A 15,466-nucleotide genomic window follows, 5' to 3' on the forward strand; every position below is an offset into this window, starting at 1 on the left:
TCGGTCAGCTGGCGAGCCAGAGCCGGCGTCGGATCACTCCGCGCATCCGTTCGACATCGTGCGGATTGAGCGACGACGGCGGTTCTTCGTCGACGATGTTGTTCAATTCGGCGAAGAAGTCCCGGACGGGCATGCCGAACCGCTCACGGATCTGATCGGACGGGCCACCGCCGAACTGGTACCAGTGCGACTCGAACTCCACCATTTGCTGCTGCTGGGGTTTCAGCGACATCGCAAACACACCTCCCCAATCGACGAAAGAAGAATCACGGCTGACCGACGGTTTCTGCGTCGGGCCATCAATTCTTGATACCGCAAACTTCGGTGCGATGCGAGATTTAGATCACACATGATCGGAAGTACGCGCTCACCGCCAGATGACACCGATCCCGGCGGCCAAGAGGGACAACACCCCCACCGCGAAAAAGAGCGGCCGCGGGACGGGACGGCCCGTGCGTCGCTGCTTCGCGTTCCCCGCACCGAGAACCCCACCCAGGACGACGAGGATGGCGAGTTTGAGGCCTACCTTCGGCCAATTGGTCTCCACACCGGCAGGCCAGGGTAAAGCCAGCACGACCCCGCTGATCAAGGAGACCAGCAAGCCGTAGTCCATCGCCGCGGTGGTCCTGAAACGGCGTGCCAGCGCCTCCGCCGCCCAGCCACCGAAGGTCACGGCGAACCCGATCAGATGAAACCAGATCACGACGTTACGAAGTACGTCCACGCTCACCCCTTGCCTCGGCCGCCACAGGGCAGACCTCGTCTGGCGCCCACTGGTTGCGGCAGTTTCAGTCAGACTGTAACCGAGGATGCTCGCATGTCAAACCGTCGGATCGGCGCCTCATTCTCGGCCGCACTCACCCCCCACGGTGGTCTACTGTTGGTCGGAATCGACGAGTGAGGAATGTCAACGTGCCGGAGGACGATCGGAGTGCCGAGGTGACTCCGACCGCCGCCGAGGGTGGCATCGCGCCCTCGAGTGCAGCCTTCGTCCTGATAGCCCTGGGCAACCGGATGCGCGCGCGGGTGGAGTCCCGCTTGGCGGCCGAAGGTATTGCCATTCGCCATTTGTCGGCTCTGGGCCACCTGTCACGGAGGCCCGGGATCTCCTACAGCGAGCTCGCACGCCGTGCGTCTGTGACCCCGCAAAGCATGCAGGCGACCTTGAACAAGCTGGAGGCGATCGGCGCCGTGGAGAGGACGACGACTGGCGGAAGGGGCCGCACAGCAACGCTCTTCGTGACCGAGGAAGGCAAAAGACTACTGGCCGTGGGCTACTCGTGGTACGCGGAGTTGGATGCCCTGCTCGCAGAACACCTCGACATGGAGACGTTGAACGACATGATGTTGCCGTTCATGAAACTCCTGCGGAGTCTCGACTCCGGGTGACGTCGACCGCAACCTCTCCGCCTTGTCGGGTATCAGGAGTTGGTGGCGTATGCGACGGCGGAACCCGTCGGCGGCACCCGAACTGCGCGCCCGACCGACGACATCGCCGCAGTGTGGATCTCGATGGTCCCGTCTGCGCGCTGGAGAAGCGTGGTCACCGTGCCGTCGTCGCCAACCAACTCGATACTCCTGACGCCTGTCTCCGCATCGCCCCGACTCCTCATCGAGTCACCTGAAGAACGCGCCTCGTCATCGACTGTTCGCACGCTGCTTGCCATGTCCGCCGCCTTCTGGAGTGTGTACATGGGAAGTTCGTCGCCGACGATGCGGCGGATTGGTTCACACTGCACCCTCGAGAACTCCCTCAGGTGCAGCCCACAGCTGGAACACCGTCCTGCACCGACCTCGCGAAGCCGATCAACGCCGCGGTCACCTCGTCTGCCCGCTCCATCTGGATGAAGTGGCCGGCACCGTCGAAGGTGCGGACTGCCTGAAGCCTGGGCATCGTCTCGCGCATCCGGCCGATGGCTTTGCGACCTGCCATCGTGATCACCGGGTCCTCGCCGCCGGCGAGAAAACAGGCCGGGACGTCGATCACACGACCGTCGACGGCTCTCTCCCAGTTGAGGTCCGCGGCGCGGTACCAGTTCAGACCACCGGTGAATCCGGTTCTGCGGAAGGCGGTCTCGTACTCGTCGAGGTCGCCTTCCGACAACCACGACCACGGCAACTGCGGGGCTGCGGGCAGCACATCGAGGTATCCCAGTCGGCGGCCGTCGCGGTGGCTCGGATGCTGCCAGATGTCGAGATAGCGAAAGTTCCCCGACAAGGCGTGGAACAACCGCATGAGGAACTCCCGCGGTTTCGCGTTCAGTTCGGCCTCGGCGAGGTCTGGCTGCATGAAGTACTCGAAATGAAAAAATGTTGCTGTGCCAGAGCCGAATAGGCGTCGGACGGTCTGATCGGCAGCCGGTCTGGGGCGTAAGGCATGGCGAGCAGCACCAGACCGGCCACCCGGTCGCGATGCTCGAGGGCAATGGTCCATGCTGTCGGGGCACCGAAGTCGTGGCCCACAACGGTTGCCTGTTGCACCTCAAGGGAGTCGAGCAGCGCGACCACACGATCGGCGACTGCGGCGAAGGTGTACTCGGCAACGCCGCCGGGCGAATCGGTGGCCCCGTAGCCGGGCATGTCCGGCGCGATGACACGGAAGCCGGCCGCCACCAGGGGCTCAACCTGGTGACGCCAGCTGTAGGCGAGCCCAGGAAACCCGTGGAGCAACAGCACGGCCGGACCGTGTCCGTCGTCCACGAGGTTCCACGTGAATCCGTCGACCGTCAGTGTTCGGTAGGGCACCGACTAGACCTGCTGGAGGTCTTCCTGGCTCCACACCGCACGCATGCTGGTGATCTTGCAGTTGTCATCGAAGACCATGATGTCCACGGGCGTGATCTTGAATGCGGAGCCGCCGGCCTCGGTGATGAGGGTGAACTCGAAGACTGCCGTGTCGCCGGCGATCTTGGACCAATGCAGCTCAGCGGTGGTCTTGTCCATCGCAGCGATCACGCCATAGAACTCCACGATCGATTCGCGCGTGCTGCGCACGTCGGCGCCGATCGGGTCTTCGACCGTCGCGCCCTCTGCGTACAGATCGGCGACCTGCTCTGGCTTGCCGTTCGCCACCAGGTCCACGTAGGACTCGACGACCTTCTTGATTTCCTCGACACTCGGCATTTCGCATCTCCCTCATCGACTAGAACATGTTCTAGTTCGAGGACGTTACCCGTGATGGCCGGCTGAGTCCCGGAAAGGTTCAAACCCCCACCAACGCCACGAGGTGCCCACCCGCAATGGGTGAGCACCTCGAGATGACTTAGATGGTTGTCGTGAGCGGTCAGCGACTCTGGTCGGCGGCGCCCTGCTCAGTGCTTGCGCCGGCGTTGGCCAGCTCTCCCGAAGCGTTCTCGAGGTGCGCACGGACGAACCACTGGAACTTCTCCAGTTCAGCGGTCTGGCCGATCAGGATGTCTTCGGTGACCGGGTCGATCTCACCCGCAACGGCAATGGCCTCACGCTGCGAGGTGATCACACCGACGTAGACGAGGTCGAGGGCACCGAGGTGGGCCTGTACCGTGTCGCGACCGACCGAGTAGTCGTTCCAGGACCGATCCTCTTCGATCGCCTTGGCGGTGCCCTTCGGTGAGCCACCCAGGGTCGCGATGCGCTCGGCGAGCGTGTCGGCGTAACCGCGGGCGAGTTCGACCTGGGGATCGATCATTTCGTGAACGCCGATGAAGTTGGCACCGACAACGTTCCAGTGGATGTGCTTCAGAGTCAGATGGAGGTCGTTGAACGCGCTGAGACGTTCCTGCAGGACAGTGACCAGTTTCTTTGTGGCGTCATCAGAGAGGCCAGGCGCGGTAAAAGTCATGACCGCAGTTTGCCCTGCCGACCCAGATCTCAAACCCGACCGTGCCGCCGAGACCGAACTGCGACCTTGCCATAACAGTTCGGTAACGGGCGGGCGTACACCTGGGCCTACCGTGTGGTTGGCTGGGTTGATGATCGAACGCAAGTGCTTGACAGTGGCAACCGGTGACCTCGACCTCTGAGTCGGACGAGATCTTCGAGGGACTCGAACTCGTACCGCATTACGCACCCATTCGCCGGCTCGCCGACGATGCGCTGGTCGCTGTGGAACTACAGGTCCGTGGACGCGGGGACACGGCCCTGAACACCCCGAAATCGCTGCGCCGCGCTGCGCGGATGATGCAGCAGACCGACGTCGTCGACGGTCGCAAGCTTTCCTTCTTCAACGCGGCCCCAGCGACGACCACCGTGCCCACCTTTGCGACTGTTGATCTGCTGTCGCCCGTTCACCTCACGTTCGCGGCGCCGCCCGAGGGCCATCTGCTTCTTTCCGTAGACCCCGGCGAGACCTTCCGCCGGCCCCGCTCGGTGTTGGACGAGGTCGCCGCGGCCCGTGCCGCGGGTCGTCTGATCTGCGTGGACCGATTGGGACTCGATGATCGCGCGTTGACGCTGCTGTGGTTGATCGAACCCGACGTGATCTTCACCCCTGCAGAGTTACTGGCTCGTACCCGCGATCCAGAGATCGCCGGGCTGGCCCACGCACTGGCCGCCCATGCGGAACGGACCGGGGCTCTGGTCATCGCCGAAGGTGTCGACAGCGAGGCGCTGCGGGTGGCCGCGCAGACGGTCGGCGCCACCCACGGAATGGGTGCCCTGTTCCCGACCGCCCACAGCCCGGCACTTTTCGCCGGCGAGCCGTTGGCTGCGCTTCCGCCGCGTGACACCGCGGCCGGCCCCGCAGACGATGATTCGGCGACCACCCCGTACGCCATCGTCAGTGCGAGTCACGTTCCCCGCCCCGGCGACAAACGCCTGCTGATCGAGATGAGCAAGGCCCTGGCGACGCAGGCTGCGGCCGCCGGCCCGGGAACCCTGGTGCTGGGCACCTTTCAGGAGGCTCGGCAGTTCACGCCGGCGACGGCACGGCGTTGGCGTTCCCTGGCGGACAAAGCCGGTTTCGCCGGTGTGTACGGCGTCGGCCTGCCGCAGATGCTCGACGGAAACGTTCAGCACGCCCCGCTCGACCCGGATGATGACCTCGTCAACGAGTGGACGGTGGTGGTTCTCGGCCCGCACGCCTCGGCACTCCTGTCCGCGCGAGACCGGCACGAACCGGTCCCCGACCTCGATCGCACCTTCGACGTGGTCCAGAGTTACAACCGTGACCTCGCATCCCGTGCGGCGCACGCCATCCTCGCCCGATTCACCACCCCGCGAGTGGCTGACTGATTCGACGGAGGGCGCCGGCATGGCCAGACAGACGATCGACTTGCGCCGGTTCGTGCGCGCAGATGATGTCCTCGAGCAAGGACGTCGATTGCGCGAGGACCTTGCACCCGGTGCTCACGCCCACAGCGCCGCGGCCAGGGATCGACCCGGCGTGCTCGAATACATCGCTGCCAGCAACGAAGGCCGGATGCCCGACCTCATTCCGCTGCGCATCGGGCGGATGACCGCGTCCCCTTTCTCTTTTTCCGCGGTGCGGCCGGTCTGATGGCGGCCGACCTGGCCGGTACACCCGACAGCGGGCTGCCTGCACAATTGTGCGGCGATGCGCATGCCGCCAATTTCGGGTTGTACGGGACCCCCGACGGCAAGATCGTGATGGACATCAACGACTTCGACGAGACCATCCCGGGGCCGTGGGAGTGGGACCTCAAGCGCCTTTCGGCGAGTCTGGTGCTCGCGGGCCGGCAGGGCGGGGTCTCGGAATCCGGCTGTCGCGAAGCCGCGGAGGACGCCGTGAAGTCGTATCGCAAAACGATGAAGAAGCTCGCCGACGCGCCTTTTCTGCGGTCGTGGTCAGTGATCCCTGACGTCTCGGTTCTGGATCAGGTCAAAGCCGACTCTCTGCTGGACAGCTTCGAGGCTGCCGCAGACAAGGCGATGAGGAACACGAGCGAGAAGGTGGTGGCGAAGTGGACGCAACAGGTCGACGACCCTGCCACCGGAATCCTGCGGCACCGGTTCGTCGCCGATCCACCGAACCTCACCCGGGTGGACGCCGCTACCGCTGATGCGGTCATCGACGGCCTGACGGACTACGTCGACACGCTGCGCGAGTCGCGACGGAACCTGATCGCCCGATTCGCGGTGTCCGATGTGGCCTTCCGGATAGTGGGTACCGGCAGCGTGGGCCTTCGGAACTACGTGGCCTTGCTGCACGGGAATCGCTCGGAAGACCTTGTGATGCAGGTGAAACAGGCAAAGCCATCGGCGTTGGCCCCCTACGTTGCAGCCGACACTCCCCGGCACGAGGGCCGGCGCATAGTCAACGGCGCACGGATGGTTCAGGCCGAGACCGATATCCTGCTCGGCTGGACGACGATCGGTGGGATCCCGTTCATCGTCCGACAGTTCCGAAACCTCAAAGGCGACATCGACCCCACCACCCTCAAGGGCAGTCTGCTCGATGACTACGGGCGCCTGGCGGGCGGATTGCTGGCGCGAGCTCACTCGCGGTCGGTCGACCCGCGCCTGCTGGCCGGCTACTTCGGCGGTGGCAAGGTGATCGACAAGGACATCGCGGCGTTCGCGGTGAACTACGCCGACCAGACCGAACGCGACCACGCTGAACTGGTCGCCGCTGTCGCTGCGGGAACGATTGAGGCACAGCTCGGCTAACACCACGCGTATTACTTGACACCGCACCTACATACGGGCTTTGGTCAGAACAGTGTGCACAATCGACCAGCCGCACCGACGTAGGAGCAGGCCATGACCGAGTACCCACCGCGCGAGAACGAACCCAACGTCCCCCTCGGGAAGGGTTCGGGTCAGCCAGAGCCACCGGCCGGGCAGTACCCCCCACCCGGCGGCCAGAACTATCCACCGCCCGGCCAGGGCTTTCCGCCTCAAGGCGGCTTCCCGCCACCACCTCCTCCGATGGATCAGTACTCCGCTCAGGGTGGCTACCCCGGGCCTGCCGGCTTCGGACCACCGCAACTATCGGTCGGCTCGGCTCTGAGTTACGGATGGTCCAAATACAAGGCAAATGCCGGCGCCTGGATCGCGATCTGCCTGCTGTCCCTGGTGGCCAGCTGGTTTGTCCAGTTCGCGTTCTCCGGCTTTGATTTCCAGAATGAGTTGTCCGGTGGTGGGGCCGCGCTCAGTGTGATCGGGACGGTGCTGTCGTTCATCGTCAGCACGTTGTTCCGTGCCGCGTTCACCAACGGCGCTCTCGCCGAGCTCGACGGTAACCGGCCCCCGATCGGCGCGTTCTTCAACTTCCGCAATCTCAGCGCGGTGTTCATCATCGCGGTCCTGGTGGGCGTAGCAACCGTCGTCGGGTTCATCCTGCTGATCATCCCCGGCCTCATAGTCTTGTATTTGACCTGGTACGCACTGACTTTCGCGATCGATCGTGATCAGGACGCCTTCACCGCGATCAAGTCGAGCTTCGAACTGACATCGAAGAACATCGGGTCACTGCTCCTGTTGGCGCTGGCCTGCTTCGGGCTCAACGTCCTCGGCGCGATCCTTTGCTTGGTCGGCCTGCTGGTGACCATTCCGGTCACGCTCATCGCAAGCACTTACGCGTACCGCGTGCTCACCGGCGGTCCGGTGTCGCCAGTCGTGTGAGTGCACCCGGAGCCCACTGATCAGGTCGGATGACCTTGCAGCTCAGTGGGTTCCGGGTCTTCGACGGGTTCGGGTCGCTGGCCCACATGGATCAGGTTGCCGTCAGGGTCGGTCACGTCTGCAACCCGCTCGCCCCAGGGCATGTCAGTGGGCCGACTGACAACCGTGGCACCCGCAGACACCAGCGCGTCGAACCCGTCCTCACAGCTCTCTGCGTACAGCCACAGCGCTCCCCGGCTGGGTGTCTCCGGTGCTGAGGAATCTGATCCGATTCCGAAAGACGACTTCCCGATCTGCAGACTCGCATAAACCGCGGGCCCTTCTTCCGGAAACCGGTAGACCAGTTGGGCATCGCATGCCTGTTGATAAAAGGCGACGAGGCGATCGAGATCTCGGCTGGACAGGATGGGGAACAACTCGGTGAACACGATTGAAGCCTCCTTGCAGCCATGACATCGGTGTTGTCGCCCAGACTAGTCGCGTATCCGTTTGCTTCTCAGCCTGTTTCGATTCCGGGAGCCGGGTCCGACAGATTTGTGCAGCGTGGGGCGATAATGTCGGATATGCGGTCGCGGCACAAGATCCTCGAAGCCACTCGTGCACTCATCGCCGAGCAGGGGTTCGACGGCGTCAACATCGCTGCTGCCGCACACGCCGCGGGGGTGTCGCGGCAGACGGTCTACTCCATCTTCGGGTCCCGCGAGGAACTGGTCTCTTCGGCGATCGCCGATCTCACCGTCCACGTGCTGGGAGACATCCACGCCCGGGTGGACACCATCGACACCTCGATCGCCTATGTTGTCGAACTCATCGTGGCCGGACGATCTGCGGTGCGCGCTGACCCCGTACTCGCTCTGCTGCTACGAGCACAGCAGGGCAACCCCGTGTTCGACACCGGCATGATGTCGCGAGCGAAACCGGTTGCCCGCGAGTTCCTCTCGCCTTTGGCAGCTCGAGATCCCCACGTCGCGGAAAACCTCGACAACATCGTCGAGATCGCTCTGCGCCTCGGCTTGTCGGTGGTGCTGTTCGACAGCGACGCCGTACACACCGACGATGATCTACGCCAATTCCTCACCCTGTGGCTTCGGCCTGCGCTGGAACCCACTTGATGGCCCGGATGTAATTATTGACACATTGGCCGATTACTGTCTAGTTTTGACCACGCCTGCAGAACGGTCACCACTCGCGTCGGCCAGGGCATTCGGGGTTTGTCCAGTTCGTGATTCGGGGGATCTATGTCCGCGTTCGACCGCCGTTCCTTTCTGACCGGCGCTGCCGTGGTCGGAGCCGCCATCGCGAGTCCGGCCATCGCCCGCGGAAATCCCACACCGCGAAAGCGCACCCCGGTTGTCCGTGAAGACCATCGGGCGATCGTCATCGGCTCGGGATTCGGTGGCGGTGTCGCCGCACTCCGTCTGGCTGAAGCGGGTGTGCCGGTAACGGTGCTCGAACGCGGAAGGCGCTGGGCGACAGGTCCGAACTCGGAGACATTCCCCAGAGCCACCACGCCCGACAAGCGCATTCTTTGGTACCGGTCTGCGCCTCAACTGTTCGGCAAACCCGCCGTGTTCGAGCCCTACGTCGGACTGCTCGAGGCGGTCCCCGGCGAGAACATGACCGCGCTGTGTGCGGCCGGGGTCGGCGGTGGGTCGCTGGTCTATCAAGGCATGACGCTGCAACCCGAAGAATCGGTGTTCAACACACATTTCCCCCAGGAACTCGACTGGGCGACCATGAATCGTGTCCACTACCCCCGTGTCGCCAAGATGCTCCGGCTCGCGGAAGCACCCGACGAGCTGATCGGCACCCCGAACTACCGGGCCGCGCGGGTGTTCGCCCAAAGCGTTCGCGAAGCGGGCCTGCCGGTGTCGAAGATCCCGATGCCGATCGACTGGAACTTTGCCCTCGACGAGCTGCGCGGGAAGATGAAACCCTCGTACACCAACGGCGACGGCGCACTCGGCGTGAACAACGGCGGAAAACACTCGGTCGACGTCACCTATATCGCTGCGGCCGAAGCGACCGGGCGGGTTGCCGTGCACACGCAGCACCACGTCACCGATGTCGAGCGGACACCCGAAGGCCGTTGGCGGGTCTATGTGGACCGGATCGATTCGGCCGGAAACGTTCTCGAGAACAAGATCTTGACCACCAACGCACTCGTGATGGCCGCCGGCAGTATGAACACCTCCAAGTTGCTGATGCGCGCCGCGGCAAAGGGACAGATACCCGACATGCCCGACGACCTCGGCGGCAACTGGGGCAGCAACGCCGACCGCATCTACGTGTGGACCAATCTGGAGACCGAGTTCGGGGCGCCGCAAGGTGGGCCGGTCATCTACGGCAGCAAGAACTGGTCCGACCCGAACGCCGCGCACACCGTGATCCAGGCGTCGGTGCCGCCGCTGTCATTTGATGCCCGCAGCACGATGATGGTGGGTTACGGAGTGAGCACAGGACGCGGCCGCTTCCACTACGACTCCGACCGTGACGACGCGATCCTGCGGTGGCCCACCGACAGTGACGCAGAGATCCAGAACCGCCATATCGGCCCCACGGTGCGCAAGATCGCGGGACCGGGCGGCATCCTCACCGACACCAACGAGTTCTTCCCTTCCACCTGGCATCCGCTCGGTGGTGCCAGCATGGGCTCGGTGTGCGACCTCGAGGGTCGCGTGCGTGGGCAACGCGGTCTCTACGTTCTCGACGGCGCGCTGATGCCCGGCAACTCGGCAGCGTGCAACCCGTCGATGACCATCGCCGCTGTGGCTGAACGGGCACTCGATCATCTCGTCACCACCGATGTCGGTACGGTCATCTGAGTCCACGATCACCAGCGGTCGGCGAATCCCTTTCATAGTCAGGAATCACGTTGCTACACAACCTCTCCATGCGCAGCGGAGCCACCAGGCGGGTTCGCTTCGCGATTCTGGCGCTGAGTGTCTCGGTGGTGACGGCTGCCGCCGTAGGCGCGGCTCCGTCTGCGTCGGCTGCCCCGTCCTCGGACTTCTACAGCACGCCCGCCGAGTATTCGACCACTCCGGGTTCGGTGATCCGAACCGAGTCGATGCCCCTGCTGGTGTCGATCCCGGGTGTGAACGGCCCGTGGCCGGGTTCAGCAAGCCGCGTCCTCTACACCTCGCGTCTGGAGAACGGTGAGCCGACGCCGGTCAGCGGCACCTTCATCGACTCGACCCAGCCGTGGCAAGGCGAGGGCGAGCGGCCGACCGTCATCATCGGCCCGGGCACCATGGGTCAAGGCGATCAATGCGCACCGTCGCGAGCATTCGCCACCGGGTTGATCGCACAAACCGACCCTCTTTCCTTCTCCGCGAATCAAGAAGCGTTGTCGGCGGCACGCTGGAATGCCCTGGGCGCGAGGGTGTTCGTCACCGATTACGTCGGGCTGGGCACACCGGGCATCCACACATACGTCAACCGCGTCGAGGAAGCCCACGCGATGATCGATGCTGCCCGAGCGGCAAACACACTCAGCGGTACCGGTTCTCGCACGCCGATAGCTTTCTGGGGGTACTCCCAAGGTGGTGGGGCATCGGCGTCCGCGGCCGAACTACAGCCGACCGACGCCCCCGAGCTCAACCTCAAGGGCACCTGGGCAGGCGCGCCCCCGGCGGATCTCCTCGACGTACTGGCAAAGGTCGACGGCAATCTGATCGGGGGTGTCATCGGCTACGCAATCAACGGCTTCGTCGCACGCCATCCCGCGCTCAAGAAGCCCCTCGCCGAACGCACAACGCCTGCGGGACAGGCGATGCTGGATCGCCTGGGCACCGAGTGCATCGGTGATGTGATCTTCCAGCAACCGTTCTTGCGCACCAGCTCGCTCACCAGGGACGGCAAGTCTCTACTCGAGAACCTCGACACCATTCCCGAAGCTGCTCCCATCTTCGAGGAACAACGCATCGGCACCCTGACACCGGCGAGTCCGGTGTTCGTGACCAGCGGCATCAACGACGACACCATCCCGTACGAGCAGGCGCGGCAGCTCGCAGGCGAGTGGTGTGAGAAGGGCGCCGACGTCACGTTCCGCACCAACCAGCTGCCGCCCATCACCCCGGGCTTGGTGTTGCCCAACCACTTCGGACCCGATCTCATCGACGGTCTAGGAACGGGTGGCGCCGTCGACTACCTCATGGATCGGTTTGCAAACAAGCCCGTCGCCGGCTGCACCTTCGACTGACCAGACCGGCCCTCTCGCGGCCACCAGTGACCGGATCGATTCACAGATCAGGGCCGAGGTGATCACGACGTTGCGAGGTGCGCTCGGTACGTCCGATTCGCTGGACTGACGCCGATGACGCCGACTCCGTCACACAGCCGTCAGTACTTTCGAGTAGAGACTGACACCCTTCGCGTCACGCAGATTCACCGTGAAGGTGCGATCTTCGGGGTTGATGGTCACCTCACCGAAGTGCTGAAAGCCCTCGGCCGGTGAAACGTTCGCTTCCGTCGGCGCGTGCACGAACTCATACCGGGCACCGAACGTTCCATCGAGCGGGCTTTCCGGGAACGCGCCGGCGTTCAGTGGACCCGACACGAACTCCCAGAACGGCGCAAAGTCGGTGAACCCGGCTCGGCTCGGGTCATACGAGATGGCGGCGGTGTAGTGCACGTCGGCGGTCAGATAGACAATGTTGGGGACGTTCTTGGTCTGGGACAGGACTCTGGAGAACGCGATCTCGCGGCCGAGCGGTTGGCCGTTGTCTCCCTGGGCAACACCTTCCATCGATTTCGGGCCTTCGACGGGGTCCGTAGCTTTGTCAGGCACGACGATCGACAGGGGTAGGTCGTTCGCCACGACCTTCCACGTCGCCGACGACATCTTCAATCCGTCGATGAGCCACTGCGTCTGCTTGGCCCCGAGGACACCCTCCGGGCTGTTCGGGCTCCAAGCATCCGGGTTCGGATCTTTGTAGCTACGCATGTCGAGGACAAAGAGGTCCAAGTCCGGGCCATAGGCAATCTTGCGGTACAGACGTCCGTCGACGGCTTCACTGGGTTGGACGGGCTGCCACTCCTGCCAGGCTTGCGCGGCGAAACCAGCGAGTTTGTCCACATCGGTTTCGGTGTAGCCCTTGCGATCCTGCCCGGCGAGGGACTCCCCGGGGAACCAGTTGTTGACCACCTCGTGGTCGTCCCACTGAACAATCTGCGGGACGTTAGCGGCGAACCTACGGTAGTGGGTGTCGGTCAGGTTGTAGGCGTAGTTGCCGCGGAAATCGTCCAGCGTCTCGGCCACATGCGATTTCGCGTCCGATGTCACGTTGACATACGTGCCACCGTTGTTCTGCTGCTGCGACTCCGCGACCGGGCCATCTGCATAGATTGCATCACCGGAGTGCAGGAAGAAGTCGGGCTTCAGATCAGCGATCGCGCCGAAGATCGCCATACCTCCCAGGCTTTCGTTGATGCCCCAACCCTGCCCCACAACATCTCCCGACCAAGCGAAGCGCATCTCTTTTGGTCGCGCCGGCACCGTGTTGAATACACCGGTCAGGGGCTCGGACCGAGCGCCGTTTTCTCCCTCGAGGATCACGCGGTAGTGGATTGTCTGGCCGGGCTCGAGGCCGGTGAGTCGCACACGTCCGGTTCCGTCCGATGCCGGCGTGAGCATCGGGCCGCTAAATTGCCCTGTATTAGTGAAAGACTCGGTTGCGGATGTCTCGACGAACATGGTCGCCGGGGTGTCGGAGCGCGCCCAGATGAGGGCACCATCGGCGCGCGGATCTCCGCTTGCGACTCCGTGGGTGAGCCGCGGGCGTGGCACCGCCAGTCCGCTCGACGATGGTGACGTTGCCGACCCGGACCCGCCACATGCCGCAAGTGCACTTCCGGCCGGGATGAGCAGAGCGCCGATGGCGCCGGCGCGCAGCAGCGTACGGCGGTTCAACATGGGATTCGTCTCAGGCATACCCCACAGGTTGTCGACCCCGAAAGACGCGAATCGAAACAGAACACCCACGGCCGGCGAACGTAAGGTTTCGTCGGGGTCAACTCCACTCCTTGAAATCGACCCGGGTGGATCGCCCGCTACCGCGTATCGCTGGTTCGCCGATCATCCGACTGCTCGCGAGACATCGGCCTGACGTTTTGGATGGCTGTGACCACAGCCGCAGCAATGAGCCAGACAAATACTCGGTTGCCTGTGCGACGATCACAGAATGGGGAGTCAGCCGAACGCGACCAGCGATCGGTTGCTGACCACCATGTTCCTCGTCGTCATGGTCGCTTTGGGTGGTCCGGCATTCATCGGGACTGCAGCGTCTGATGGGTCCCCGTGGGATTGGTTTCTGCTGACCGTATGGGTGTGCACGGTCCTTGGGGCCGCATGGTCGACCAGAAGGGCGTGGCGCACCCGGCGCACCCCCGATGCGGCTTTGCCGGATGTGGATGTAACCGCCACTGATGTGGATCAGGCCGTGTACGGACACAACCGCCTCGACGCAGTCAAGGCACTACGCGAGACCTACCCCGCCCTAGGCCTTACCGACGCGGTGCATTTGGTCGACGCAGTACGCGAGGCGAACGGAATCGGTGCCAATTCCACCGAGAAGCGGCAACAGTCCACGAATTGGCTTCGTATGGTGTGGATCTCTTCCCTCTTTTTGGCAACCCTGGCCGGTGGCTATGTTGGCGCAGTCACTTCGACGACGATCGTGGGCGCCATCGTCGGGGCAATGATGGCGGTGCCGGCTGGGGCGATCGCGGCCCTGATCATCGTTGGCACTGGCGCACTCTTCCTCAGAGCCTCCGGCGGCGGTGAGCGGAGGGTGTCACGACACAGATGGTTCCGAGTTGTGTTCAGTGCCTACGTCAGTGCAGTCATCGGGATGCTGCTCTTCATCGTCTTCTTTGTTCTGGCTGGCGGAGACTCGGCACAAGTGCCGTACGTCGCGGTTGTCTGCCTCACCGGCTTGGTGGCTGCGATGGGTTTCTGCTTTCCACCAAAATGACTGAACAGCCAGTCGCTGACAACAACCTCCGCACGCCGAGCTCGAAGGATCAGTCTTCTAGGACATCTCGAATTTGCAGAGAGCCGAAGTCGACGGTGTGGCCGCCGCCCTTGTTGCGGGCGACGTACATCGCAGTGTCGGCGGAGCTGACGATCTCCTCTGGGCTGCGTTCGTCGTGTGGCGATATGTGGGTGATTCCCACACTGGCGCGCAACCGGACAGCAGTCTCTTCGATGACCACCGGTTCGGTCAACGCCAGGTGGATGGAATCGGAGACGTCGTCGACGAAGTCCTGATCCACTCCTTGGAGAACTGCGATGAACTCTGCACCGACGACCCGACCCAGCAGATGGGGCTGGGGAAGGCAGTCACGTAGGCGTTGCGCGGTCTCGGCGAGGGCCTCGTCGCCACGTAGGTGGCCCAAAGAGGCGTTGAGTTCTCTCAGCTTGTCAAAATTGATGACCATCACAACGTTGCTGCGGCCGACATCGTCGGGCGGAGACTCGAGCAGCGAGGCGAGGTGCTCAAGGACGGCGGGCAGCCTGGGAAGTCCGGTCAACTGATCGTTCACGTCGCCGGCGAACAAACGTTTCCGCGAGAGATGAAGTTCCGTGATGTCGCGGAACGACAGCAACACCGAGCAATCAGGATCGTCGATCCGTAGGTTAGCTCGGGACATTTCGAGCCACACCTTCTGACCATTGAGGCCATCGAAAGAGACTGTCGCAGTGTCTATTTTGTCGTCATGATCGGCTGGATTAGATAAAATACTTTGCGACTCAACGAGTTCTCCCTGGGAGTCGTGGAACAATATCCCGAATCCCTTCGGAAACGACATATCGTCGACCTGGCGTTCGTCGAGCTCGAACAAGCTGCTTGCCACGTCATTGGCGAGTTGCAGGAGCCCATTCTGTGACAGAACAATC

Annotated in this window: 15 protein-coding genes and 2 pseudogenes; 8 read left to right on the plus strand and 9 right to left on the minus strand. The window is 63.5% G+C overall.

What is annotated here, in order from left to right:
• Nucleotides 1–4 precede the first annotated feature (4 nt).
• Entirely contained in the window at nt 5–232 is a 228-nt protein-coding gene (locus MVA47_RS03230; protein ID WP_031332404.1) for a DUF3263 domain-containing protein, read from the minus strand.
• Between the two features lie 135 nt (nt 233–367).
• Nucleotides 368–724 carry a Fe-S protein gene (locus MVA47_RS03235; RefSeq protein WP_247206651.1) on the minus strand — a complete coding sequence of 119 codons (357 nt, stop codon included), beginning with the start codon at nt 722–724 and terminating at the stop codon, nt 368–370.
• Nucleotides 725–912: 188 nt separating this feature from the next.
• On the opposite strand from MVA47_RS03235, the gene MVA47_RS03240 reads away from it, so the two are divergent.
• Nucleotides 913–1,389, plus strand: a complete 477-nt coding sequence (locus MVA47_RS03240) for a MarR family winged helix-turn-helix transcriptional regulator (protein WP_247206652.1) — start codon at nt 913–915, stop codon at nt 1,387–1,389.
• A 32-nt stretch (nt 1,390–1,421) separates the two neighbouring features.
• Here MVA47_RS03240 and MVA47_RS03245 read toward each other — a convergent pair whose 3' ends face one another.
• From MVA47_RS03245 to dps, 4 genes and pseudogenes are all read right to left on the minus strand, one after another.
• On the minus strand, nt 1,422–1,739 hold the full coding sequence (locus MVA47_RS03245; protein ID WP_247206653.1) for a hypothetical protein: 318 nt from the start codon (nt 1,737–1,739) through the stop codon (nt 1,422–1,424).
• Nucleotides 1,740–1,753: 14 nt separating this feature from the next.
• Nucleotides 1,754–2,745: pseudogene (locus MVA47_RS03250) on the minus strand (alpha/beta fold hydrolase).
• A gap of 3 nt (nt 2,746–2,748) precedes the next feature.
• Nucleotides 2,749–3,123: a nuclear transport factor 2 family protein gene (locus MVA47_RS03255; RefSeq protein WP_081729770.1), complete on the minus strand. Its 375-nt coding sequence runs from the start codon at nt 3,121–3,123 to the stop codon at nt 2,749–2,751.
• A gap of 160 nt (nt 3,124–3,283) precedes the next feature.
• Nucleotides 3,284–3,820 (minus strand): DNA starvation/stationary phase protection protein Dps, encoded by a 537-nt coding sequence (gene dps, locus MVA47_RS03260; RefSeq protein ID WP_247206654.1) that lies wholly within the window; start codon nt 3,818–3,820, stop codon nt 3,284–3,286.
• Nucleotides 3,821–3,984: 164 nt separating this feature from the next.
• Here dps and MVA47_RS03265 point away from each other — a divergent pair, with 164 nt between their 5' ends.
• The 3 genes and pseudogenes from MVA47_RS03265 (at nt 3,985) to MVA47_RS03275 (ending at nt 7,563) form a co-directional block, all read left to right on the plus strand.
• A complete protein-coding gene (locus MVA47_RS03265) occupies nt 3,985–5,211 on the plus strand; it encodes an EAL domain-containing protein (RefSeq protein ID WP_247206655.1) in 1,227 nt (408 codons plus the stop codon).
• A gap of 19 nt (nt 5,212–5,230) precedes the next feature.
• Nucleotides 5,231–6,606 (plus strand): annotated as a pseudogene (locus MVA47_RS03270) (DUF2252 domain-containing protein).
• A 93-nt stretch (nt 6,607–6,699) separates the two neighbouring features.
• A complete protein-coding gene (locus MVA47_RS03275; protein WP_247206656.1) occupies nt 6,700–7,563 on the plus strand; it encodes a hypothetical protein in 864 nt (287 codons plus the stop codon).
• Nucleotides 7,564–7,583: 20 nt separating this feature from the next.
• Here MVA47_RS03275 and MVA47_RS03280 read toward each other — a convergent pair whose 3' ends face one another.
• The gene (locus MVA47_RS03280) at nt 7,584–7,991 is read right to left on the minus strand and encodes a glyoxalase/bleomycin resistance/extradiol dioxygenase family protein (protein ID WP_247206657.1); all 408 of its coding nucleotides are present in this window, start codon (nt 7,989–7,991) and stop codon (nt 7,584–7,586) included.
• Between the two features lie 135 nt (nt 7,992–8,126).
• Between MVA47_RS03280 and MVA47_RS03285 the strand changes: the two genes are divergently transcribed.
• The 3 genes from MVA47_RS03285 to MVA47_RS03295 all read left to right on the plus strand — a co-directional run bounded on the left by MVA47_RS03285 (nt 8,127) and on the right by MVA47_RS03295 (nt 11,767).
• Nucleotides 8,127–8,675, plus strand: a complete 549-nt coding sequence (locus tag MVA47_RS03285) for a TetR/AcrR family transcriptional regulator (protein ID WP_247206658.1) — start codon at nt 8,127–8,129, stop codon at nt 8,673–8,675.
• Nucleotides 8,676–8,801: 126 nt separating this feature from the next.
• On the plus strand, nt 8,802–10,388 hold the full coding sequence (locus MVA47_RS03290; protein WP_247206659.1) for a GMC oxidoreductase: 1,587 nt from the start codon (nt 8,802–8,804) through the stop codon (nt 10,386–10,388).
• A 68-nt stretch (nt 10,389–10,456) separates the two neighbouring features.
• The gene (locus tag MVA47_RS03295; protein ID WP_247206660.1) at nt 10,457–11,767 is read left to right on the plus strand and encodes a lipase family protein; all 1,311 of its coding nucleotides are present in this window, start codon (nt 10,457–10,459) and stop codon (nt 11,765–11,767) included.
• Between the two features lie 129 nt (nt 11,768–11,896).
• Here MVA47_RS03295 and MVA47_RS03300 read toward each other — a convergent pair whose 3' ends face one another.
• Nucleotides 11,897–13,498, minus strand: coding sequence for an alkaline phosphatase (locus MVA47_RS03300; RefSeq protein WP_247206661.1), 1,602 nt, complete (start codon nt 13,496–13,498; stop codon nt 11,897–11,899).
• A gap of 250 nt (nt 13,499–13,748) precedes the next feature.
• Here MVA47_RS03300 and MVA47_RS03305 point away from each other — a divergent pair, with 250 nt between their 5' ends.
• Nucleotides 13,749–14,540 carry a hypothetical protein gene (locus MVA47_RS03305; protein WP_247206662.1) on the plus strand — a complete coding sequence of 264 codons (792 nt, stop codon included), beginning with the start codon at nt 13,749–13,751 and terminating at the stop codon, nt 14,538–14,540.
• A gap of 49 nt (nt 14,541–14,589) precedes the next feature.
• On the opposite strand, the gene MVA47_RS03310 is transcribed toward MVA47_RS03305, so the two are convergent.
• Entirely contained in the window at nt 14,590–15,411 is an 822-nt protein-coding gene (locus MVA47_RS03310) for a GGDEF domain-containing protein (protein ID WP_247206663.1), read from the minus strand.
• Between the last annotated feature and the right edge of the window lie 55 nt (nt 15,412–15,466).

Origin of the sequence: Williamsia sp. DF01-3 (assembly GCF_023051145.1) — a bacterium.
Classification (GTDB): domain Bacteria; phylum Actinomycetota; class Actinomycetes; order Mycobacteriales; family Mycobacteriaceae; genus Williamsia.

What these genes read in the sequence shown, in the direction of transcription:
- MVA47_RS03295 (WP_247206660.1), top strand. Translation starts at nt 10,457, where the DNA reads ATGCGCAGCGGAGCCACCAGGCGGGTTCGCTTCGCGATTCTGGCGCTG.
- MVA47_RS03230 (WP_031332404.1), bottom strand. Translation starts at nt 232, where the DNA reads ATGTCGCTGAAACCCCAGCAGCAGCAAATGGTGGAGTTCGAGTCGCAC.
- MVA47_RS03300 (WP_247206661.1), bottom strand. Translation starts at nt 13,498, where the DNA reads ATGCCTGAGACGAATCCCATGTTGAACCGCCGTACGCTGCTGCGCGCC.
- MVA47_RS03290 (WP_247206659.1), top strand. Translation starts at nt 8,802, where the DNA reads ATGTCCGCGTTCGACCGCCGTTCCTTTCTGACCGGCGCTGCCGTGGTC.
- MVA47_RS03305 (WP_247206662.1), top strand. Translation starts at nt 13,749, where the DNA reads ATGGGGAGTCAGCCGAACGCGACCAGCGATCGGTTGCTGACCACCATG.
- MVA47_RS03275 (WP_247206656.1), top strand. Translation starts at nt 6,700, where the DNA reads ATGACCGAGTACCCACCGCGCGAGAACGAACCCAACGTCCCCCTCGGG.
- MVA47_RS03255 (WP_081729770.1), bottom strand. Translation starts at nt 3,123, where the DNA reads ATGCCGAGTGTCGAGGAAATCAAGAAGGTCGTCGAGTCCTACGTGGAC.
- MVA47_RS03285 (WP_247206658.1), top strand. Translation starts at nt 8,127, where the DNA reads ATGCGGTCGCGGCACAAGATCCTCGAAGCCACTCGTGCACTCATCGCC.
- dps (WP_247206654.1), bottom strand. Translation starts at nt 3,820, where the DNA reads ATGACTTTTACCGCGCCTGGCCTCTCTGATGACGCCACAAAGAAACTG.